This is a genomic window from Psychrobacter sp. 28M-43 (genome assembly GCF_014770435.1).
Lineage (GTDB): Bacteria > Pseudomonadota > Gammaproteobacteria > Pseudomonadales > Moraxellaceae > Psychrobacter.
The window spans coordinates 669,717-692,842 of sequence record NZ_CP061739.1; the positions used below are offsets into that span (position 1 = coordinate 669,717).

The window sequence follows — 23,126 nt, forward strand, 5'->3', positions numbered from 1 at the left end:
CCTAGTTGAATAAGTTGTTGTAGCAACGAACTTGCTTCAGTAGGAGAAAGTAAATCAGAAAAATTAATTTTATTATCGGATAGATTCATAGAGAAGACATTGACTTAATAAATACTAAAGACAAAAAACTTTAGGTAAAAAGGTAAGTAGTAAAAGAGCTTAAACAAATTTACTATCAAAAAATCTTAACATACTAGCGCTAGCAGAATATGGCACTTTCCGTTAGTATGGCAGGCAATATTATACACCGTTTTTATGAATGAGGCCGCGCATGTCAAGCACTCCAGAAACTAAACCGTCAGCACTTCACGCTGACAATAAAAAAGCGCCTGTATCTACTGGCATGCCTGAGCATATTTCTTTAGATAAGTGGGCAGACACTGTTTATGAATGGTCAGGAGAGGTAAAACCAAGCTCGTTTTATCGTCTTGCTACTACTCTGAGCACTGAACATGAGCAGTCAGATATACAGCTCAACGCTAACTTGTATCGTCGTAACAACGTCTTGCATTTAGCATTTACTTTGACAGGTGATGTTTGGCTAACTTGTCAGCGCTGTTTACAACCAATCGCTATAGACTTGTCTGATGATTATGACATCGCGCTACTCGAAAACGATAGCCAGGTTCGCCTAGTCAAAGATGAACAAGATTATTTATTACTGGATGAAATCGTCACCGAGCAATCTCCAGAGCGTCTGCTACCATTTAAGAAATTGGTAGAAGACGAGATCTTGCTCAAAACACCAATGGCACCAAAGCACGACGATTGTGAGATGTCTGTTGAGCAGTTTGGTGAAATACCAGAAGAAGAGGAAGGTGAAAATCCTTTTGCTGCTTTAGCTTCGCTAAAAGGCAAACTATAAGCGCCAAAATTATCTACTCGATGCATTTAAAAAACCTTTTATCAGCTTTGTACAGAAGAGTGCGAGGCAGGGCTTTATTAATTTAATAAACATGCGTATAATGTCCGGTTTATTGCATTCGAGCAACCTGTTGCTTGCTGATAGAAACTGACTGGGTAAATTTTTTATAAAATTCAGCCTTGGTCAGTGCTTTATGTGAGTGGCAATCTATTTAACTAATGATGCTTAAGACTTAGGTTGTTGTGATTATATAGCCTCTGTCAGTATCGACTTAAGCTGAATTTCAAGCTTATCCCTTTTAAGTATAGGAGCTATATCATGGCTGTTCAAAAAAGTCGTAAAAGCCGTTCTCGTCGTGACATGCGCCGTTCACATCACCGTATGGAAATTGCTGAACTAAGCGTAGATGCTACTACTGGTGAAAAACATCGTCGTCATCACATGACTAAAGATGGTTTCTACCGTGGTCGTCAACTGTTCAAAGTCAGCCAAGACGCCTAAGACATTGGCTCTATGATAGCTTAGGCGAAGATGATAATAGTACTGGTGACTATTATTGTTTTTGCCTAGTTATTATTAGTCAATAAGCTTTGAGCTAAAAAAAGCCAAGTTATTTCGCTATCATATATTATGTGGCTGGATAACTTGGCTTTTTGTTATTTATAACTAGACTTATTGCTTAATTCGCTTGTTATTTTTAGTAGATTTAAAAATGTGCTGATATAATCTGCTCCTTTAATTTGGGCAGCGTTACTCTTGCTGTTTGGTTTGCATCCGCTATGATAATAGTGTCTGTCAGTGTATAGTTTACTGACAATCCGTTTTCTTACATAAATACTTGAAGTAGCGGCTTTGTATAACATCTAATAATATAATACCCCCCATTGTTTTTAGGGATATTTCTAATCAGATAAGGAATATTGGTTATGGCTTCTGTACCCGATATGGTAAAAAAGCAACCCGCTCGTATCGCGGTCATTTTTCCTGGACAAGGATCTCAAGCAGTCGCGATGACGAGCGAGCTTGCTGAAATCTATCCAGAGATACGTGATACATTTACCGAAGCGAGTGATGCGCTTGGTGAGGATTTGTGGGCAATCTGTCAGGACGAAGAAAAACTCAATCAAACCCAATATACTCAGCCTGCGCTTTTGACAGCTAGTATTGCTATTTGGCGTGTCCTACAACAAAAAATAGAAGAGACGCCTTGTTATTTAGCTGGTCACTCTCTAGGCGAGTACAGTGCCCTGTGTGCTGCCAATGTGATATCGCTGGGTGATGCAGTCACTTTAGTACATAAGCGCGGTCAGTTGATGCAAGAGGCCGTTGTAGGTGTCGATACTGCTATGGCTGCAGTACTAGGACTAGAAGATAACCGAGTCGAAAACTTGTGTGAGCAAGCAACCGAACACGTCGAAGATGCGGTAGTCGGTGCAGCCAATTTCAATAGTCCAGGACAAGTGGTTATCTCGGGTAACGCTGCTGGTGTTAATGCTGTTATTGATAAAGTCAAAAATACTGGCAAGAAATCTGTTCCTCTAAAAGTGAGTGTGCCATCTCATTGCGCACTTATGGAACCTGCCAGCAATGCATTGGCTGAGATATTAGCGGGTATCAAGTTTGATCAGGCAACCATTCCTGTTATACAAAATCGCTATGCACGCGTTGAAACCAGTGCGGTTGGAATCAAGCAAGCATTGACTGAACAGCTGAGTGAGCCAGTATTGTGGTCAAAAACCATGCAAGAGTTAGCTGATAAGCAAATTAATATCTTAATCGAATGCGGCAGTGGTAATGTACTGAGCAATTTGGCGAAGCGTCAGGCGCAGCCAATCGCCAGCTATCCTACTGACAAGCCTGCCCGTCTAGAAAAATTATTGGAGGTGTTATCATGAGCCGTACGATTACATTAGTAACTGGCGCCAGCCGAGGTATTGGCAAGGCAGTGGCCAAGCGTTTTGCTAAAGAAGGACATTTTGTCATTGGAACTGCGACCACTGAAAAAGGCGCTGAGCTTATCGATGACTACCTGCATGATACTGGTGGTATTGGTCGTGTTTTAGACGTACGTGATACTGCTCAAATTGACAAACTGTTTGAAGAGATTGAAAGCGTCTATGGTGCGGTACAAGTATTGGTTAACAATGCTGGTATCACTCAAGATGGCCTACTGATGCGCATGAAAGATGAAGATTGGGAAAATGTTATCGATACCAATTTGACATCGGTATATCGCATGAGTAAACGTGCCGTACGCGGTATGATGAAAGCACGCCGTGGCCGCATTATTAACATCACCTCTGTCGTCGCTCAAATGGGCAATGCGGGCCAATCTAACTACGCGGCGACCAAAGCTGGCGTAGAAGGGTTTAGCCGTACGCTCGCACGTGAGATTGGTTCACGCCAAGTAACCATCAACTGCGTGGCACCAGGCTTGATCGAAACAGATATGACAGATGAGCTTGATGAGCGCCTATTGAACTCTATGTTAGATGCTGTGCCTATCAGTCGTCTTGGTCAGCCAGAGGACATCGCTGCAGCGGTACATTTCTTGGCTAGCGACGAGGCTAGCTATATCACAGGCGCTGTTATTCCTGTCAATGGTGGCATGTATATGTAGTCAATATACGAGCGTTACATAGTTATAATAAAAAACTGTGTGAACGAGTGTAAACTATAATAAAGGGTGCTATAATGACGGATACTTTTGAGTCAAAGCCCTGTATGATAGCAGGGCTTTATTAGACATCAGACAGACTGTATAACATGTCATAGAGTACTCAGACAGCATTGCTGGTCTGGCAAACGCATTTTATATACCATGCTATAGCGTTAAATAAGGCGATATAGCAGTTTATTAAAAATAATAGATGATAACGGAGTGATCTACATGAGTAATGATATCGAGCTAAGAGTAAAAGCAGCAGTAGCTGAGCAACTAGGTATGAATGTTGAAGACATCAACAACGATGCTTCATTCATGGAAGACCTAGGTGCAGATTCTTTAGACCTAGTTGAATTGGTTATGTCATTTGAAAGTGATTTTGGTATCACTATTCCTGATGAAGATTCTGCAGAATTGACTACTGTTCAAAAAGCAATCGATTACGTACAAGCCCAACTATAATCTGCTACTTATTTAGCAGATTTATAATGCCGCTTATCTGATTAGATAGGCGGTTTTTTTATGGGCGCGTGATTATTATTTTTAAACGTAGCAATCGAATTTAACATTGACTACGTCAATTCAACATTACTCAACATACTATTACTATCTACATCGACTCCTTTTATCTATACTCATAATAGTAAGCCGTAGAAAAAGACGCCAGTTAGACATTTAAAATATCGTTTGATTGCGTATTTCATTAAAAGAATGACAAATAATAATATTTCAAGGAGTAGATATATGGGTATGTTTAGCTTTGCAAAAGATATCGGTGATAAGATTTTTAACCGTGATGACGAAAAGCATGATGCTAAGACAGAAACGAAAGCAGATGCTAATACACCAGTACAAAGCAGTGAGCCGAGTGCACAATCAGTTGCTAATATTCTATTGCGCCGTATTCAGCAGCAGAACCTCAATATCAGTAACCTAAAAATTAAATATAATGGTTCTACAGATACTGCAGAAATTAGTGGTAACGCTAAAACTCAAGCTGATCGTGAAAAAGCAATTATCGCTATCGGTAACGTGCAAAACGTTGCAAAAGTTATTGATAACATCGATATCGAAGAAGATGCACCTGAATCTACAATGTATACGGTAAAATCTGGTGACAGTTTATCTAAAATCGCTAAAGAAGTGTATGGTTCATCTGGCGATTATATGAAGATATTCGAAGCAAACAAGCCAATGTTATCTGATCCAGATAAAATCTATCCAGGTCAAGTATTACGTATTCCGAAGCCATAATTCTAGAAGAAGCGTATAGAACAATAATATTTTAAATATGACATTCTAATGAAAAAGCCTCTTATTATTAAGAGGCTTTTTTTATGTTGTACACTTCAAATAAACACTTTATCTCAGGAATATTTGATAGTCATAAAATAATTGGTTAATTGGTTAATTGGTTAATTGGTTAATTGGTTAATTGGTTAATTGGTTAATTGGTTGAGCCTAGCTTACTATGCTGCGCAGTTAAAGCCCATTCGATATGCTCATCTAGCATGTCATTATGTAAGGTCAATTTAGATTTTAATTGTTTGACCACTTCTAAGCTGGCATTAGCATTGCCAAGTCCGATAGCGATATTACGTAAAAAATTCATATAGCCGGTGCGTCTTAGCGGGCTACCTTGAGTGTTCTTCATAAAGTCGGCTTCTTGCCACTGCCATAGTTCAAGCAAGCTACTATTATCTAATCCATGCCTTGGTGCGAAGTCATCAACAGTCGTAAGGTTGGCATAACGATTCCATGGACAGATTAACTGGCAATCATCACAGCCAAAGACCCGATTGCCTATCGCGCGTCTATATTTGGTATCGATGACACCATCATGTTCGATAGTCAAATAGGAGATACAAGCAGAGGCGTTGAGCTCATGGGGCGCCACAATTGCTTGAGTAGGGCATATGTCGATACAAGCGCTACAACTACCGCAATGCTCCTTGACTGGTTTATCGTCAGGCAGTTCAAGGCTCAAAAATAGCTCACCAAGCACAAAAAATGAGCCAGCTTGCTTATTTATAAGTAATGTATGTTTACCTGTCCAACCGAGACCCGCAGCATCTGCAATAGGCCGCTCAAAGATAGGCGCCGAATCGCTAAAAGGTCTAAACACAAATTCTTTTTCTGAACCGATCTCCAAATGTTGCCATTCAGGAAGCATTGTTTCGATCTTTAAAGCCAATTGCTTTAAACGACTACGCATCGTTTTATGGTAGTCACGCCCTCTTGCATAACGCGCGATGATGCCTTTATTGGGATGATCGTTATCAGTGACAGCGCGCGGCGTTGGCGCTTGGGTTAGATAGTCCATACGTACGCTGATGATGGTCTTTGCGCCTTCGACTAGCTGATCAGGATGAGCGCGCAGATCATGATTATTGTGCATAAACTGCAGTTGACCCTCATAACCTTTATCTAGCCACTTTTTTAGCTGTTCAATTTGCTGAGTAAACAAAGGATGATGCACAGATAAAAAGCCACAATCAGCAAATCCTAGTGCTTGTGCTTGTGCTGTAATCCACTGCTTAACATCAGCTGTGGTTGCAAATACAGTTGGGTTCGTAATGGTGATTTTGTTTTTATCAGTAGGCATAGATAGTAGGTGCTTATTAGATGGTTTTCTCGTTTGTTTTAATCAGATTATTCATATCTGACAATCAGAGATAATGTAAATACCGCTATGATAAGCCAGTGAGCAATGAGTGCAAGTATAAAAGAAAATAAACTCATATTCATATTGATACATAAGTCGAGATAAGCTTTTGCTAAGCTGATATGAGAAATGAGCAACCAAATTTAGATAAAATAAAAAATGAGTAGAAACACCAAGGATAAGTTATGAGAAATAATACCAATTTGTCACCTATAAAAAATACAAAACCTATTGCGCTATATAGTAGTAAGCAGATTTATGCGATGGAACAGGCTTGGTTTGCAGAGGGGTACAATAGTTTTGGTTTGATGAAACAAGCTGCTTGGCAAATGACACAGCAAATAGAGCAGATTTATGAGCGAAAAACCGTCAGTGCCAGCCATTCTACCAACACTAACATTTATCACCGTAGTGCTCATCCACGTCGAGCAAGTATCTGGGTAGGGAAAGGTAACAATGGTGGTGATGGCTGGCTCATCGCTCATTATTTACAGCAAGTTGGCTGGCAAGTAGAAGTAATAACGGTTGGTTTTGGTGAAAATGATTTTGTTATCGATGATCAATCAGTAACTTCTAAAACTTCTAACAATAAAGATAGCGATAGTAGCAATATAACTGACGCGACAAAGGCATTACAGATAGCTTTAGCGAGCAGCTGTCACTATCAGCGATTTGAAGAGATTGTTAGTCACGATGATTCAAATAGGAAAGACTTACCAGCTGATGTCTATATCGATGCATTATTTGGTATTGGCTTAGATCGTGCACCAGAGGGAGCCTACAAAGCAGCTATTAAAGCTTTTAATAACTTTACTCAGCAAAATAACGCACTAGCAATTGCAGTTGATGTTCCGAGTGGGTTAGTGGCCTCTACTGGTGAGGTGTTCGATCGCATAGCAATACAAGCTGACGTGACTCTATGTTTGATTGCACGCAAGTTTGGTCTGCATACTAAAGATGGTACAGACTATAGCGGAGACGTAGTCGACATACCATTGATACCTTATCAAAAGGCATGTCAGCAAACAGCTAGCCATCATATGATACCTAAAAAAAATACCATTCAATCATTTGAGCCAGTTGCCACGCTGCTGACAGCTGCGCATAGTATGAAGGCGCGTCGCCAAAACAGCTACAAAGGTAGCTATGGTCATGTGCTAGTCATTGGTGGAAATCGCGTTGATGGCTCTCAAGGTATGGGCGGTGCTGCCATACTGTCTGCGGCCAGTACGATGGCGACAGGTGCTGGTAAAATAACTGTTGCCTGCCATGAGGCTTTTCATGGGTCACTATTGACCTCATTGCCAGATGCTATGACTATTAATTTACATGACGCAAGCGGCGTAAAAGGTCTGATTAAGCAGGCTAGTGTCGTTGCCATTGGGATGGGACTTGGCCGCGACGAAAAAGCCAAAGCATTATTTATTGATTATGTACAGGCTGCTATAGAGAATGAAAAATCAATTGTGATCGATGCAGATGGACTTTATCACTTGGCAGCGCTGTATACGGATAATCATGAGCTAATAACAGAGCTACGAGAATATAGTACTAATCATCGGGTTTGCTTGACGCCGCATAGTGGGGAAGCAGCTAGATTGCTTGAGCAAAAAGTAAGTGAGATTGAGTCCAATAGACTGCAAGCTATAAAAGAGTGTGCTGCAACGTATGGTGGTGACTGGGTATTAAAGGGGGCAGGATCATTAGTGCTAGAGCAAGAAAAGGGAGGAGAAAACGTATACATATGTGATGTAGGGAATGCTGGCATGGCAACCGCTGGCATGGGTGATGTGTTATCTGGGGTGATCGCTGGACTATTGTCACAGCAGGATTTATCAGTAGAGGCGCGTAGCTTACATCAAGCGGTTCTTATACATGGGTTTGCAGGAGATGTATTAGTAAATCAAGCGAATAGCGACACCAGTATATTGCTAGTAGGGCAACGAGGGCTACAAGCTCAAGATATGCCAGCAGCCATTCGTCACGTCATGCAGCTTATAATAGTTTGATATTTGCTTTCAAGAGGTCTGACTAGGTAGAAGGGTTGGAGCAATACTGAGTAATTGCTTGCTGTACGCGCTCGCGCTTAAGCTCAATCTCACGACCATCTAGGTATTGACGTTTACCGTTGGCATCCATTTCATAGATACGGCCGCCGACATTAAGGTTAGTTAAATTGTTACGTAGTGATTGGCAGCGTTGAGCATTAGCCTGAGCTTCTTGTTCTTTAATACGTGCTTCAAGTGCTGCTACTCGTTGTTCTTCTGCCGTTTGAGCATTGCTGCTTTGGTTAGGATCTGTTTTTCCTGCCATTTGTCCTGCATTGTTCTGTCTGCCGTCACTACGAAACTCAATCAGTTCAATATTTTTGCCGACTTGTGGCGCATGTTGGCTATATTTTACTTCACCATGTGCCCCAATAGATTTATAAACTTGAATGGCCTGACTAGCATTCATGGACAGCATTAGCATACACGCAGTACTCATCAACAGTTTGGCAGCGGTATATATCTTAGACGCATATGCCATAGTAGCAATCCTCTTATTTAATAAAAATCAAATGTATATGGGTGTAAATATAACACTTGAACGTTTTATTGGTAGTAATAATGTATCGACTATCGATTCTAGCAAATAATACTTATCAATGTATATTGTTTAATAACTAATAGTTTGGGATAGGCTTTAGAAGTTTTTCTTGACAATAACTCGTAAACCATCGAATATAATAGCAGTTGATTGGTCAGTGAGCGGCTTTTACGATGTTGCCGTGGCACTTGAGAAAGAAAACTACGAGTTACTTATCGGTAGCTTACGCAGTTTTATTTCCTTTGTGATAATGATATAGCAAGCATAGTGGCACAACGCCCACTATTGATAGCGATACATTGTCTCCGGACTTATCTGTCTACAATGACTAAGATAAACTTATTATTTGAAATGTGCTAAATGTGTTTTTAGCAGTTGTATCAAAAGCGATATAGTACGCCGTTGAGAGATTTCCCCAAAGCCGATTGTAAGTTCTAAAGATCTTATAATTTAGCATTGGTTATGAAGTTTTTTTGCTTGTGTATATCGATGCATCTGTACAAATAAAGTCACACGAATAAAGTCACAATAGGTACTTGCTAGTATCGAATCTCAATAATAAGCGTCTTCTTTTATAGATGCACTCGCATCTTGTCACTGTATATCGATAAACATCCATCACAAAGCTGACCTAAAATACACTGCTGTGTTTGATTAGTATTGTCCTATGAGACAGTGTTAATTAAACTTATTAGGCAGATATTCTTGATATGGACAAGAATTAGCGATCATTCAGTAAGTAAAAATAACGACGGTAAGTAATTATTTTTGCTCATAGAATCCCGCAAATTCTCGCCGCAAAAAAAGGTGATGACAGTGACGCAAACCACGCAAAGTCCGAACATGACGGGACATACCCAAACGGGTAATGCCGCCAAAAATTTTGAACAAAAGCAACAACGTCTTGCAGAAGGTAGTGCACAGCCTGTGATGCTATCGGGCGCTGAAATGCTGGTGCAAGCACTGACTGACGAAGGTGTCGAATACATCTTTGGCTATCCAGGTGGCGCGGTCTTACACATTTATGATGCGCTGTTTCAGCAAGAAAATATTGAGCACATCTTAGTACGTCATGAGCAAGCAGCGGGCCACATGGCCGATGCTTATTCGCGAGTAACTGGCAACACGGGCGTCGTGTTGGCTACATCGGGCCCTGGTGCGACCAATACCGTGACAGCTATTGCTACTGCCTTTATGGATTCTGTACCAATGGTTGTAATCGCAGGTCAGGTGCCAAGCAGCCTAATCGGTGAAGATGCTTTTCAAGAAACAGATATGGTAGGTGTGTCACGTCCTATCGTTAAGCATAGCTTCCAAGTACGTCATGCTAGCGAAATTCCAATGATTGTAAAAAAGGCATTTTATATTGCCCAGACTGGTCGGCCAGGCCCTGTCGTCATTGATGTGCCAAAAGACATGACTGCGCCTAGCGAAAAATTTGCTTACGAATATCCAGAAGAAGTGTTTATACGCTCGTATCAGCCTTCACTCAAAGGCCATAGCGGTCAAATCAAAAAAGCCATTGAAACGCTATTAGCAGCGCAGCGTCCTGTTGTATATGCAGGCGGCGGTGTGATTTGGAGCAATGCGCACGAAGAATTAACAGATCTTGCACATCGTCTGAATTTACCAGTGACCAACACCTTGATGGGTCTTGGTACATTCCCTGGCTCTGATCGTCAGTTCTTAGGTATGCTTGGCATGCACGGTACTTACGAAGCCAATATGAGCATGCATCATGCTGATGTGATTTTAGCTGTCGGCGCGCGTTTCGATGATCGTGTGACCAATAACGTTAAAAAATTCTGCCCTAATGCAACCATCATTCATATCGATATCGATCCTGCGTCAATTTCAAAAACGATTCTTGCGCACATTCCTATCGTAGGTGATGTGAAATCTGTCTTAACGGACATGCTAGAGATCGTTGGTCAAGACAAGCAGTTAGAGCAGCACGCATTGCTCGATTGGTGGTCACAAATTAATGAGTGGCGTAAGCGTCATGGTTTACGTTACGACACCAGCACAGATAATGGCATTAAGCCACAAAGTGTCGTGCAAGCTTTAGATAAAGTGACTAACAGTAACGCTATTATCACAAGTGACGTCGGTCAGCACCAGATGTTTGCGGCACTTTACTATACTTACAATGAGCCACGTCAATGGCTGAATTCAGGTGGTCTTGGTACCATGGGTGTTGGTCTGCCGTATGCAATGGCTGCCAAACTTGCCAATCCTGAGCGTGATGTGGTTTGTATTACTGGTGAGGGCTCTATTCAGATGAATATCCAAGAGCTATCGACCTGCTTGCAATATAACTTACCAGTTAAAATTTTGAACATTAACAATGCGCAGCTTGGTATGGTGAAGCAGTGGCAAGATATGCTGTATGAAGGTCGTCATGCCCAGTCTTATATGAACTCCTTACCAGATTTTGTCAAATTGGCTGAAAGCTATGGTCATGTCGGTATCAAAATTACTGACCCTGCAACCATGGAAACACAATTGGCTGAAGCAATGGCTATGAAAGACAAACTGGTATTTATCGATGTTTACGTCGATCGTAATGAGCATGTATATCCAATGCAAATCGCTGGACAGGCCATGCGTGATATGTGGTTAACAAAAGGGGAGCGTACCTAATGCAACAACAACATCTGATTTCGGTATTGATGGAAAACGAAGCGGGTTCGTTGTCGCGGTTAGTCGGCTTGTTCTCACAACGTGGCTACAATATCGAAACTTTGAACGTCGCGCCTACTGATGACCCAAGTATTTCACGTCTAACGGTTACGACCATTACGTCACCTGAAAGAATTGAGCAGATCACCAAACAATTGCATAAATTGATTGAAGTGGTTAAAGTGCTTAATCTGACAGAGAACGTACACGTTGAGCGTGAATTGATGCTCATCAAAGTCCGCGCAACAGGCGGTGTGCGTGAAGAGATCAAACGTAGCGCAGATATTTTCCGTGCACAAATCGTCGATGTAAATTCAAACTTATATACGATTCAAATCGTGGGCGACAAAGCCAAACTTGATGGTTTTATCGATGTGATTGGCCGTGAGCGCATTATGGAAGTGGTTCGCTCAGGTGTTATCGGTATTGCCCGCGGTGAAAAAACTCTAAGCATTTAAATATTTATCAAAACCAGTTTAAACCAATATCTATTTATCTAATCAACAAAGCGCTTATCTTAGTTATTATATTGACTACAGCGTAAGCGTTTACTATCCATGGCAAGCCATGATTGAGAACAAGGACTCTACTTATGAACGTTTATTATGACAAAGATTGTGACCTATCTATTATCCAAGGTAAAAAAGTTGCCATTATCGGTTACGGTTCACAAGGCCATGCACACGCGCTTAACCTACAAGATTCAGACGTCGATGTAACTGTTGGTCTACGTGCAAATTCAAGCTCATGGAAAAAAGCTGAAAATGCTGGCCTAAAAGTTGCTGAAGTAGAAGAAGCGGTAAAAGCTGCTGACGTTATCATGATTTTGACGCCTGATGAGTTCCAAAAAGAGCTTTATAATGATGTGATCGAGCCAAACATCAAAGAAGGTGCGACGTTAGCTTTCGCTCACGGTTTCGCGATTCATTACAACCAAGTGGTACCACGTGGCGATCTTGATGTCATCATGGTTGCACCAAAAGCACCAGGTCATACTGTACGTTCAGAGTTCGCTAAAGGCGGCGGTATCCCTGATCTTATCGCTATCTATCAAGACGCTTCTGGTCAAGCCAAACAGTTAGCATTGTCGTATGCTGCTGGCGTAGGTGGTGGTCGTTCAGGCATCATCGAAACAACGTTCAAAGATGAGACTGAGACGGATCTATTCGGTGAGCAAGCCGTACTTTGTGGTGGTGCAGTAGAGCTAGTTAAAATGGGCTTTGAGACACTAACAGAAGCGGGCTATGCACCAGAAATGGCTTATTTCGAATGCCTACATGAGCTAAAGCTTATCGTTGACTTGATGTATGAAGGCGGCATCGCTGACATGAACTACTCAATCAGTAACAACGCTGAATACGGCGAATATGTTACTGGCCCTGAAGTCATCAACGAGCAGTCACGTGAAGCTATGCGTAATGCACTAAAACGCATCCAGTCTGGTGAATACGCGAAGATGTTCATCTCTGAAGGCGCAACCAACTATCCATCAATGACTGCGCGTCGTCGTAACAACGCTGATCATCAAATCGAAATCACTGGTGCTAAGCTACGTGGCATGATGCCGTGGATCGGCGGCAACAAAATCATCGATAAAGACAAAAACTAAGTTTTATACAGATAAAAGTCTTATTCAGATAATAATCTGATTTAGATTAAATAGCCCATGTTATCACTTGATAGCATGGGTTTTTTTATGCAAAGTATTTGATGGACGCTTTTTGCTTTGATTTGAATCTGGGTTATCGGTTGAAAACAAGTAATTGCTACCCAATATAAGCAGGCACCTTAACATTGGCTAAAGCGCCTTTGCGATTAACATTCATCATTGTTCCAACCCGTTTCTAAGTATTCGAAGCGGGCGGATGCTTCATTCTCACTTTCTATAGATAATAGGTTGTATGCTGTGCAAATATCTTATTCAGACTGGCTAACGCCGCAATTCGTATATATTACTCTTAGCGCTGTGGTAGCAGTTTTAATTTGGATAGAAGGGGAGATGCTCAAACAGACCGATGGCAAACTGCCTCAATCTAAATTCTTCAAAGTTAGTTCATTGTTAGATACTCTATGGTTCTTCATATCAGTGGTGATTTTATACGTTATTGATTTGACCCCATTAGCTATCGCAGTGCCTGCTGCATATGGTATATACACGACTTTTGGTTGGATATACGGTACCAAGCTACTTAAGCGCAAAGGCATCCCTGACTCTCCTAAAGACTTAGTCATTCCATCAAAATATATTGCCTATAGTCAGTCATTTTCATTGGTGTTTTTTGCGTTATGTTTGCTCGTATTGAGTTCAGCATGGCTACCAACATCGCCATTGCAGTAACTAATATTCCAACCTACTATCATCTATGCTGACTTATTTGATCAGTGGTTTGCTAATTAGGTGTAGTACGTCTATAAATAAAAACCATTTCATATCAATAAGATATTGAGCTGATTACTATCGATATTAACTTGCAATAATGGTTAGTATTTATTTACAAAAATCAGCAATTTAGCCTGTTCCTGCCATGGAAAACTGTTATAATCAGACTGTACTCAAAATATTTGAGGCAAAAGATCCAGATTTTCTTTAAGATTATTTAGCATTTTTAGCCGCCGCATTTAGCAGAAAATATTAGGGTATATATCAATTAATCGGTGATGACACAAGTCTCGCCAACAGTTAAAGAGTCAGGAAAATTTATGTCAGATAAAGTTGAAGGCACTGTAAAGTGGTTTAATGAAGCTAAAGGTTTTGGTTTTATCGCTCAAGACAACGGCGGACAAGACGTATTCGCTCACTACAGCGCTATCCAAGGTAACGGTTTCAAAACTCTAGCCGAAGGCCAAAAAGTGTCTTTCATCTTAGGTGATGGCAAAAAAGGCCCACAAGCTGAGCAAATCGAAGCTATCTAATCTCATTTATTGTTAAGTTAACTGCTTGCCAGAAAGCTTAATGACAATAAGATTATCAATACGCATTGATTACTTTGTTTGTTAAAACAATAAAAATACTGTATCGACTTTAAAAAAAAGCAACCTCTTATCAGGTTGCTTTTTTTATGGGACTTTTTTGGTATGCCAAAGTGTTGCTAATATAAAGCGCTATTGATTTTGACAGTTAACATCATCAGGTAATAACGAACAATGATTTAATAAAAACGTAATAGATAAGGTTGTATTATGAAGTGGGAAAACTGGCTTTCAATTGACTGGCAACAGGTGCTAGGGATTTCTTTATCTGCAGTAGGCTTTTATGTAGGGCTGATGTTGTTTACTCGATTGATGGGTTTACGCAGTTTTTCCAAGTTATCAAGCCATGATTTTGCGATGACGGTTGGTATTGGTAGTATATTGGCGTCGACGGTATTGTCAGATAAACCCTCTCTATTTCAAGGATTGTTTGCTGTTGCAGTATTATTCTTGATTCAGGGCGTTATCTCAGTTATTAGACGTAAGATAAAACCGCTCAAAGCTTTAATAGACAATCAAGCTATTATCCTAATGGCTCATGGTGAATATTTAGAAGACAACTTAAAAGAGGCTAATCTTAGTACCAGCGATGTGCAGGAAGTGCTACGTAAAAATGGTATCAAAGCGAAAACAGAAGTGTTTACAGTGATTATGGAGACGACAGGTGATATGAGTGTCATCAAGAATAACGACGTTGAACCTGACTGGTCTTTATTTGACGATATACGTGATAGCGAATTATTGCTTGGTGCTAGTAAGAATGGTAAGTCGCAGGTCTGACTCGATTAACTATTCTTATCCGTTAACTTTGAAGAGATAAATAATAACAAAATATTAAGTAAAGATAAGGCTTAGAATGCTATAAAGGTACGAGTATTTTAATCTACTGAACAATAAAAATCGTGAAACGATGTGCTTATAGAGTATTTATTATAGAGTGTTGACAAATTTATGACGCATTATTCACGGCGTTGTCTTGACCTTATCTGCCTGCTGACGCAAGATACATAGGTCTGATAATAACGGTTGGCTTAGCTTTAGCAGATTTCATTAGTAAGAGATACAATGCTAATATGCTCTTAGATATTGGCTCATCTTTCTTAGTTAACTATATTCTGTTGATGTAGTAATAACCTTGAGCAGTATTTTGAACGACAATTTGAACCACAACGAACCTTTGGTTCTTAACTGACAATTTTTAACTCATAACATTAATAAACGAGGAACGTATGAAAGCATTAGTAGCGGTCAAGCGTGTCATTGATTATAACGTAAAAGTTCGTGTAAAAGCCGACAACTCTGGCGTTGACTTATCAAACACTAAAATGTCAATCAACCCTTTTGATGAAATCGCGGTCGAAGAAGCGGTTCGTCTAAAAGAAGCTGGCGTCATTGATGAGATCATTGTTGCTTCAATCGGTCCAAAAGAGTCACAAGAGCAGATTCGTGCAGCCCTAGCGCTAGGTGCTGACCGTGGTGTATTAATCGTAAGTGACGAAAAACCATATCCACTACAAGTTGCTAAGATTCTAAAAAGTATTGCTGAAGCTGAAAGCACTGATATTATCTTATTAGGTAAGCAAGCGATTGATGATGACAACAACCAAACTGGTCAGATGCTAGCGGCATTGATGGGTATCGGTCAGGGTACATTTGCATCAGAAGTAAAAGTTGAAGGCGACAAAGTAAACGTAACGCGTGAAATCGATGGCGGCCTACAAACAGTTGCTCTTGATTTGCCAGCAGTCATCACGACTGACCTCCGTTTGAATGAGCCACGTTATGCTAAATTGCCTAACATCATGAAAGCGAAGAAAAAGCCACTTGATGAGAAAACGCCAGCAGATTTCGGTGTTGATATGACATCTAAGCAAGAGATTATTAAAGTCGTGCCACCTGCTGACCGTAAAGCTGGTATTACAGTAGGGTCAGTTGATGAGTTGGTCGATAAGCTAAGAAACGAAGCAAAAGTCATTTAATTTTTTAATGATTGGATACTTCGCTACGGCATATCCTGTACAAGGTTAAGAATTTGAAGGCTATAAGTTTGACTGCTTTATTTCGTATTAAACGATAGTTGCTCAAATAGCTTTGTACACAAACAACCGCATGAATAGATAATACGAATATATAAAGGATTAAAACCATGGCAATTTTGGTATATGCAGAACATGACAATGCCAGTCTAAAAAAGGCAACTTTAAACACCATCGCTGCTGCTAAACAAATGGGTGATGATATCCATGTATTGGTTGCTGGTAGTGGTAGCCAAGCTGTTGCTGATGAAGCGGCAAAAGCAGAAGGCGTGACTAAAGTACTATTAGCTGACAATGCTGCTTATGAGCATCAATTGGCAGGTAACGTGGCGCTATTGGTTGCTGATATCGCTGGTGATTACAGCCATATCCTAGCGGCTGCGACCACGACTGGCAAAAACTTTATGCCACGCGTTGCAGCGTTACTCGACGTCAGCATGCTGTCTGAAATCTCAGGTGTGGTAGATGCGCAAACGTTTGAGCGTCCTATCTATGCAGGTAATGCAACAGCGACAGTCAAAACGACAGAAGATAAAGTCGTACTAACAGTACGTACCACTGCGTTTGACCCAGTGGCAAGCGAAGGCGGTTCAGCTACTGTTGAAACTATCGACAATGTACAAGAAACTGGTAAAGCTAGCTTCGTTAACGAAGAAATGGCTAAGTCTGATCGTCCAGAATTGACGTCAGCTGGTATCGTTGTTTCTGGTGGTCGTGCCTTGGCAAACGGTGAAAACTTTACCAAGTACATTGAGCCATTGGCTGATAAGCTAGGTGCTGCTGTTGGTGCATCGCGTGCTGCTGTTGACGCAGGATATGTACCAAACGATATGCAGGTCGGTCAAACGGGTAAAATCGTTGCACCGCAGCTATATATTGCAGCTGGTATCTCAGGCGCGATTCAGCATTTGGCTGGTATGAAAGACTCTAAAGTCATCGTTGCTATCAACAATGACCCAGAAGCACCTATCGCTAGCGTTGCTGATTACTTCTTAGAAGCTGATTTGTTCGAAGCATTGCCTGAGCTAACTAGCAAGGTTTAATATATAGTCGTAGAACTACTAAACGGCCACGGCGTTACCCTCCTTAGATGTACGACTTATACAATCTGCAGTCGGCTGCCTTGTATCCGTTTTAGACTTCTTTGACTACATCAGTAGTAGACAGACAATAAAAAACCCACTACCAATTGATAGTGGGTTTTTTATGCTTGATAGATAGGGTTTTAATAGCAGTTATAAATGGACGCTAAGAGTATTGTCTTTGGCGTAAGGTTTCGTACAGACATAAAGACCCTGCAATCGCTACATTTAAGCTCTCTTGCCCGTTTGGCTGCGGTAAAGCGATAGGCGTAGCACATTGCATTAGCTCATCGCTAACGCCTTGGCCTTCATGACCCATAATCCAAGCCACAGGCGCAGATAAATCGTGCTCGTAAATGATAGTATCTGTATGTGAGCTAGTCGCCAAAAGCGGCACTTGTACGTGATCTAAAATATCTTGCGTACTCAAGCCCTCATAGATAGTCAGGGCAAACTGTGCACCCATACCTGCTCGTAGCGTCTTGGGAGACCAAGCTTGAGCGGTCGCACTGGTACATAGAATATTGCGGATACCGACGGCTGCTGCTGTACGTAGCAGCGTACCAACATTCCCACTATCCTGCACGTCGTTCAAGATTAGGCAGTCTTCATTGATCATCGATAGGCTAGGCGTTGGTACTTTGATTATCGCCATGATATCAATGCCAGTACCCAAGCTACGAATACTCTCATAGAGTGAGTCTGACAAAGTTAGAATAGGCGTATAAGTGGGCAGGCGAGTCAATACCTGCTGAACTTCAGGGTGGCTACGCGCTGATTCAGACAGTAGTATCTGAGCAAAAGGATAGTCACTACGCAGCGCAGCATCTATCAAGTGGACGCCTTCTATGACTGTCTGACCGTTCTTCTTACGCTGGCGTGCTTGGGACAACAGTGCTTTTACAAGCTTCACTGTTGTGTTCTTATCTGAGGTAATCAGCTCGGTGGGATTTAATACCATAGTGGATCGCTTAGAGAAGAGTAAAGGAGTCGTTTAGATAACCAGCAAAATATCTATTATGAATTTAGAATTCTGCTGGCTGTTCTTAACAGGTGCGCAAATTAGGGCGTGTCCTCATTTTAAAAATGGTGATAAAAATGAGATAAATTGCCGTTAAACGAGGAAAATAGTGCAGATAATATCGAGATATTGACCAACTATTTGACGATGTTTGGCAAAATTTAGCTATTTTTAGCCCATTTAGAGGACACTCGTTTGAATTGAGGACACGCCCTAATTATTTATTTAGAATAATTTACGTGTAAGTCTTTCACATAATTGACTTCGTTTTTACTACCGAGTACCACAGGTACACGCTGATGGATATCAGTCGGTTCGATATCTAAGATACGGTTGACGGCGTCTGTTGCGCCGCCACCCGCGCGCTCAATCAATAAGCTCATTGGGTTGGCTTCATACATCAAGCGTAGTTTACCCGCTTTATGAGCGTATTTGGTATCAAACGGATAAGTGAACAGACCACCGCGACATAAAATACGATGGACGTCACCAACCATGGCGGCTACCCAGCGCGTATTGAAATCACGTCCACGTACACCTGTTTCACCAGCGATTAACTCATCAATGTACTGCTGCATCGGCACGCGCCAGTAGCGATAATTTGAGCTATTGATAGCATACTCGCTCGTATCGGCATCGATTTGAACATTGTCTTCTATCAGCACATAGTCAGACGTCTCTGGATCTAGGCTAAACATCACAACTTTATCAGCGATGGTTAGCGCTAGGACAGTAGAGGTACCATATAGCAGATAACCGGCTGCTAGCTGTTTGTTGCCTGCCTGTAGATAGTCGCTGTTTTCACTGGTTTGGCCTTGACGCTCATACGGTAAGATAGAAAAAATCGTACCCACTGCCATATTGATATCAATATTTGATGAGCCATCTAATGGGTCAAACAAAACTAATAGACTACCATCGTCATTAGCAGGGGTCGCGTCATCGAGCTCTTCTGAGGCAACACCAGCACAATGTGTATTTTTTGCCAATGCATCTAGCAATAAGTCATTGGCCAATACGTCGAGCTTTTTCTGATCTTCGCCTTGTACATTTTGATTACCTGCTTCGCCCAAGATATCTGCCAGAGCGCCTTTTCTAAGCAGTTGTGAAATTGTCTTACCGACATCAGTGACAGTGGTAATCACGTCATTGAGTGCAGGGCTAGTGGCATGTTGGTTTAGATAGTCTGCTAAGGTCGTCATAAGGCTTCCTAATAAATGGTATGGAAAGTAAAAGAACGGTAGGTGTCAAAGTAAAGAAGTAGGTGGCATTTAGCACACCTGAAATAGGTAAATTCTTAAATAGCTAATACGGCATCTTTGTCCCGACCATAAAATCGGCTACACTATATCTATTGTTATTCATTTATAGTTTTGTCAGAATTATTCTCTATGAGAATACAGCATGTCTACTCACGCTTTCTGATTGTCTGCTGAGGCTATTTTTTGGTCGAGTTTGATTACGGTAAATTGTAGCAAATAAGCGTCAAAAAGTCCTTTGTATCTATGCCTATCAGTGATAAATGATCGAACAAAGATGAATAAGTGATTACTATAGACTCATATAAACCCACAATAAAGACTCGCCATTATGTCAAATTCTATCGATAGTAGCGCTACACAACCAGTCTCACCGACTGATTATGCAAAATTTGATCCCAGTACGATTCATCAAAGACTCAATACCTCATTGAGTCGTCCGCAGCTCAACACTGATGGCAGTATTAGGCATTTTTTAGGTGTTGAAGGTCTTAATAAAGCACAGCTCAAAGCTATTATCGCAAAAGCAGAGACTTTCTTTGATGAAAATGGACAGCTAATCAATCGTCCTGAGTTAGACGGCTATACGGTCATGAATTTGTTTTTCGAACCATCGACTCGTACCCGGACGACATTCGAGGTGGCAGAAAAACGCTTGGGTGCCAATGTACTCAATATCGATATCGAACGTTCTAGTACCAAAAAAGGCGAGAGTCTGCGTGATACGCTGTGGAATCTACAGGCAATGACCGCGGATATCTTTGTAGTACGCCATTCAGCATCAGGTGCCGCGCATTTTATGGCGACAGAAGTGACGCCTGATATCGCTATCATTAATGGTGGTGATGGCTGGCATGCGCATCCTACTCAGGGAATGCTCGACATGTTGACTATTCACCGTGAAGCGCCGCGCCCATTTGAAGAGCTGTCTATCGCAATCGTTGGTGATATTAAGCATTCACGCGTGGCACGCTCCGATATCAGTGCACTGCAAACGCTAGGTGTAACAGACATCCGTGTTTGTGCGCCGCGTACTCTACTGCCCAAAGGTATCGAACGTTTCGGTGTGCAGGTATACGAAAACATGGACGAGTGTGTCACCGATTGTGATGTGATCATGGGCTTAAGAATACAAAATGAGCGTATTGGTTCGCCGCTATTGGCATCATCAAGTGAATACTATAAGCATTATGGGATCACGCCAGAGCGCGTAGCGCTTGCCAAGCCAGATGCATTGGTGATGCATCCAGGGCCGATGAACCGCGGTGTTGAGATTGCCTCTAGTGTGGCTGATGGCGCACAATCCGTTATCTTAAAGCAGGTAAATAACGGTATTGCTATTAGAATGGCAGTCTTATCACTTGCGATGGAAGGTCAACGTGCTCATCAAGCGGCTGGTAAGTAACAGGCTGCCGCGCGACTTATTCTCATTTATTTCATTTTATTGATACGGTAATAACGTTATGTCTACCATGCTTAATACGGATGCACCCATTCTTGACCATTTACCAAAAGCATTTAAAGATGCATTGCCGCAAACTGCAACAGAAAAACTGTCTACACTCGATTCTGGCCGTGAAATGTGGTTATTACCACCACTAGTAGATCTATGCGCGCGCTTGCGTGAGCCAGGCCAACAGCAACACGGTACGCTAAAATCAGAAGGCAGTGCTGCACGTGGTAATGGGTTCTTGCATGTAGTCACACCGCCTGACACCAATCCTATTTTAGAAAACGGCTCACTCTTGAAAGGTTTACGTGAGCGCGCCTTGAGTGATGGCGGGATTTACTTGCATATTTTGGGTGCATTGACCACAGGGTTAGAGGGCGAACGACCGTCTAATATCGCAGGGCTTAAGAAGGGCGGCTGTATTGCGGTATCTAATGCGCGTAGACCTTTTCGTAATGACTTAGTATTGCTACGTACACTAGAATACGCGGCGACTTTTGGTATGAAAGTATTCTTTTATCCTGATGAGCCAAGTCTGTCTGGAGATGGCGTGGCACATGAGGGCTATATTGCTTCTTATCATGGTCTGCAAGGGATTCCTTGGATTGCGGAAACTGTTGCATTGTCTACGCAGCTGCTGATGGTTGAAGAGACTGGAATCGCTGCTCATTTTAGCCAGTTATCATGTAAGTCTTCGATTGAGCTTATGCGCTGGGCAAAAGATAAAGGCTTGCCTGTTACGTGTGATGTTGCGATGCATCAGCTGTATTTAACTGATGATAACCTTGAAGGCTTTAATGCTCAGGCATATGTGTTGCCACCGCTACGTAGTAATACTGACCAGCAGGCAATTCGCCGTGGATTAAAAGATGGCACTATCGATGCTATTTGTAGTCATCACGAGCCACTAAATAGCACCGCCAAAAAAGCACCATTTGCTGAAAGTACGCCAGGTATTTCAAACTTCGATACGTTTATGGCGTTGGCTTGTCAGCTGGTCAATGATGAGGTATTAACACTCTCGCAATTAGTAGACAAAATCTGCCTGAATCCTGCAAAAATCGCTGGTATCAGTGAGCAGTATGAAGCTATCGGCGGTGCAGTATTAGTCGATCCTAACCTTGAGTGGCAAGTAACCGCGCAATCTATGCTATCGAGTGGTAAGAACACGCCGTTTTTCAATCAGCAGTTGCAAGGACGTGTTGTGGAGACATTCTTTGGCTAATTTGCCCCGACAGGATGACCGTCTGCCGCCATCCTCGAAGGATAAAGGGGTTACTATGAATGGTCAGCAAGAAAAATCGCGCAGTACGGCGAGTGAGTCTATTAAAGCGGTGGCCATCTATGAGGTAGTGAAAGGTGTTGGTGCGTTACTAGGAGCAGGGGCATTATGGTGGTGGCATACCAATCTTGAGCATTGGCTGACGACGGCAACGGTTACTTGGCAGCGCAGTTTCGGCCATATGCTTGCCCCGCAAATCGATAGTGCCGTACGTATTGCTCAGCAGGCAAGTAAAAACTGGCCGATGTTTTTATTATTGATATTTGCATATGCCAGTTTGCGTTTCCTCGAAGCCTATGGCTTATGGCATGACAAAACATGGGCGTATTGGTTTGGGGTATTAGGCTACGGGGTATTTATTCCTATAGAAATATACTATCTGATCGTTAACCCGTTTGACTGGTTTAAGCTTGGGATATTGGTTTCTAATCTACTCATTATTATTGTGGTTTATCGCAATATGAAACGAAAAGGCTTGATATAGCGTTTAAATTTAAGTTAAAAAATCCAGCATAAGACAAGTATCTGATGCTGGATTTTTTGTGCCTGATATATTTTTG

22 protein-coding genes are annotated in these 23,126 nt (G+C 41.7%); 18 read left to right on the plus strand and 4 right to left on the minus strand.

Annotation, left to right across the window (positions count from 1 at the left end; translation table 11 throughout):
* Positions 1 to 271 precede the first annotated feature (271 nt).
* The 6 genes from IEE84_RS02895 (at position 272) to lysM (ending at position 4,784) form a co-directional block, all read left to right on the plus strand.
* Positions 272 to 865, plus strand: coding sequence for a YceD family protein (locus IEE84_RS02895; RefSeq protein ID WP_191114794.1), 594 nt, complete (start codon positions 272 to 274; stop codon positions 863 to 865).
* A gap of 318 nt (positions 866 to 1,183) precedes the next feature.
* Complete coding sequence (gene rpmF / locus IEE84_RS02900; RefSeq protein WP_057758809.1) at positions 1,184 to 1,366, plus strand: 50S ribosomal protein L32; 183 nt, start codon at positions 1,184 to 1,186, stop codon at positions 1,364 to 1,366.
* A gap of 425 nt (positions 1,367 to 1,791) precedes the next feature.
* Entirely contained in the window at positions 1,792 to 2,760 is a 969-nt protein-coding gene (gene fabD, locus IEE84_RS02905; protein WP_191114795.1) for an ACP S-malonyltransferase, read from the plus strand.
* On the plus strand, positions 2,757 to 3,485 hold the full coding sequence (gene fabG, locus IEE84_RS02910) for a 3-oxoacyl-ACP reductase FabG (RefSeq protein WP_057758813.1): 729 nt from the start codon (positions 2,757 to 2,759) through the stop codon (positions 3,483 to 3,485). The genes fabD and fabG overlap by 4 nt, the downstream gene beginning before the upstream one ends.
* 270 nt (positions 3,486 to 3,755) lie before the next feature.
* On the plus strand, positions 3,756 to 3,992 hold the full coding sequence (acpP, locus tag IEE84_RS02915) for an acyl carrier protein (protein WP_057758815.1): 237 nt from the start codon (positions 3,756 to 3,758) through the stop codon (positions 3,990 to 3,992).
* 282 nt (positions 3,993 to 4,274) lie between these two features.
* Positions 4,275 to 4,784 (plus strand): peptidoglycan-binding protein LysM, encoded by a 510-nt coding sequence (lysM, locus tag IEE84_RS02920; RefSeq protein WP_057758817.1) that lies wholly within the window; start codon positions 4,275 to 4,277, stop codon positions 4,782 to 4,784.
* A 193-nt stretch (positions 4,785 to 4,977) separates the two neighbouring features.
* Here lysM and queG read toward each other — a convergent pair whose 3' ends face one another.
* The gene (gene queG / locus IEE84_RS02925) at positions 4,978 to 6,135 is read right to left on the minus strand and encodes a tRNA epoxyqueuosine(34) reductase QueG (RefSeq protein WP_191114796.1); all 1,158 of its coding nucleotides are present in this window, start codon (positions 6,133 to 6,135) and stop codon (positions 4,978 to 4,980) included.
* 245 nt (positions 6,136 to 6,380) lie between these two features.
* Between queG and IEE84_RS02930 the strand changes: the two genes are divergently transcribed.
* The gene (locus tag IEE84_RS02930) at positions 6,381 to 8,204 is read left to right on the plus strand and encodes an NAD(P)H-hydrate dehydratase (protein ID WP_191114797.1); all 1,824 of its coding nucleotides are present in this window, start codon (positions 6,381 to 6,383) and stop codon (positions 8,202 to 8,204) included.
* Between the two features lie 22 nt (positions 8,205 to 8,226).
* On the opposite strand, the gene IEE84_RS02935 is transcribed toward IEE84_RS02930, so the two are convergent.
* The gene (locus tag IEE84_RS02935) at positions 8,227 to 8,724 is read right to left on the minus strand and encodes a DUF4124 domain-containing protein (protein ID WP_101204858.1); all 498 of its coding nucleotides are present in this window, start codon (positions 8,722 to 8,724) and stop codon (positions 8,227 to 8,229) included.
* 990 nt (positions 8,725 to 9,714) lie between these two features.
* On the opposite strand from IEE84_RS02935, the gene IEE84_RS02940 reads away from it, so the two are divergent.
* The 8 genes from IEE84_RS02940 to IEE84_RS02975 all read left to right on the plus strand — a co-directional run bounded on the left by IEE84_RS02940 (position 9,715) and on the right by IEE84_RS02975 (position 17,515).
* Positions 9,715 to 11,427, plus strand: a complete 1,713-nt coding sequence (locus tag IEE84_RS02940) for an acetolactate synthase 3 large subunit (protein WP_224737964.1) — start codon at positions 9,715 to 9,717, stop codon at positions 11,425 to 11,427.
* Entirely contained in the window at positions 11,427 to 11,924 is a 498-nt protein-coding gene (gene ilvN / locus IEE84_RS02945; RefSeq protein WP_057758828.1) for an acetolactate synthase small subunit, read from the plus strand. The genes IEE84_RS02940 and ilvN overlap by 1 nt, the downstream gene beginning before the upstream one ends.
* A 134-nt stretch (positions 11,925 to 12,058) precedes the next feature.
* Positions 12,059 to 13,075: a ketol-acid reductoisomerase gene (gene ilvC / locus IEE84_RS02950; RefSeq protein WP_101204856.1), complete on the plus strand. Its 1,017-nt coding sequence runs from the start codon at positions 12,059 to 12,061 to the stop codon at positions 13,073 to 13,075.
* A 297-nt stretch (positions 13,076 to 13,372) separates the two neighbouring features.
* Positions 13,373 to 13,804, plus strand: a complete 432-nt coding sequence (locus tag IEE84_RS02955) for a hypothetical protein (RefSeq protein WP_191114798.1) — start codon at positions 13,373 to 13,375, stop codon at positions 13,802 to 13,804.
* A 362-nt stretch (positions 13,805 to 14,166) separates the two neighbouring features.
* Positions 14,167 to 14,379 (plus strand): cold-shock protein, encoded by a 213-nt coding sequence (locus tag IEE84_RS02960; RefSeq protein ID WP_057758834.1) that lies wholly within the window; start codon positions 14,167 to 14,169, stop codon positions 14,377 to 14,379.
* Between the two features lie 267 nt (positions 14,380 to 14,646).
* On the plus strand, positions 14,647 to 15,216 hold the full coding sequence (locus IEE84_RS02965) for a DUF421 domain-containing protein (protein WP_191114799.1): 570 nt from the start codon (positions 14,647 to 14,649) through the stop codon (positions 15,214 to 15,216).
* Positions 15,217 to 15,665: 449 nt separating this feature from the next.
* Positions 15,666 to 16,415: an electron transfer flavoprotein subunit beta/FixA family protein gene (locus IEE84_RS02970; protein WP_191114800.1), complete on the plus strand. Its 750-nt coding sequence runs from the start codon at positions 15,666 to 15,668 to the stop codon at positions 16,413 to 16,415.
* Between the two features lie 167 nt (positions 16,416 to 16,582).
* The gene (locus tag IEE84_RS02975; protein WP_057758839.1) at positions 16,583 to 17,515 is read left to right on the plus strand and encodes an electron transfer flavoprotein subunit alpha/FixB family protein; all 933 of its coding nucleotides are present in this window, start codon (positions 16,583 to 16,585) and stop codon (positions 17,513 to 17,515) included.
* A gap of 205 nt (positions 17,516 to 17,720) precedes the next feature.
* Here the strand turns inward: IEE84_RS02975 and IEE84_RS02980 are convergent, their stop codons facing one another.
* Both IEE84_RS02980 and IEE84_RS02985 read right to left on the minus strand, forming a co-directional pair.
* Entirely contained in the window at positions 17,721 to 18,515 is a 795-nt protein-coding gene (locus IEE84_RS02980; RefSeq protein ID WP_191114801.1) for a TrmH family RNA methyltransferase, read from the minus strand.
* Positions 18,516 to 18,796: 281 nt separating this feature from the next.
* A complete protein-coding gene (locus tag IEE84_RS02985) occupies positions 18,797 to 19,777 on the minus strand; it encodes a class 1 fructose-bisphosphatase (RefSeq protein WP_191114802.1) in 981 nt (326 codons plus the stop codon).
* A 388-nt stretch (positions 19,778 to 20,165) separates the two neighbouring features.
* Here IEE84_RS02985 and IEE84_RS02990 point away from each other — a divergent pair, with 388 nt between their 5' ends.
* The 3 genes from IEE84_RS02990 to IEE84_RS03000 are packed head-to-tail and all read left to right on the plus strand — an operon-like array spanning position 20,166 to position 23,050.
* Positions 20,166 to 21,239, plus strand: coding sequence for an aspartate carbamoyltransferase catalytic subunit (locus tag IEE84_RS02990; protein WP_057758845.1), 1,074 nt, complete (start codon positions 20,166 to 20,168; stop codon positions 21,237 to 21,239).
* Positions 21,240 to 21,297: 58 nt separating this feature from the next.
* On the plus strand, positions 21,298 to 22,509 hold the full coding sequence (locus IEE84_RS02995; protein ID WP_191114803.1) for a dihydroorotase: 1,212 nt from the start codon (positions 21,298 to 21,300) through the stop codon (positions 22,507 to 22,509).
* A gap of 55 nt (positions 22,510 to 22,564) precedes the next feature.
* Positions 22,565 to 23,050 carry a DUF2127 domain-containing protein gene (locus IEE84_RS03000; RefSeq protein WP_416383480.1) on the plus strand — a complete coding sequence of 162 codons (486 nt, stop codon included), beginning with the start codon at positions 22,565 to 22,567 and terminating at the stop codon, positions 23,048 to 23,050.
* Positions 23,051 to 23,126: the final 76 nt, after the last annotated feature.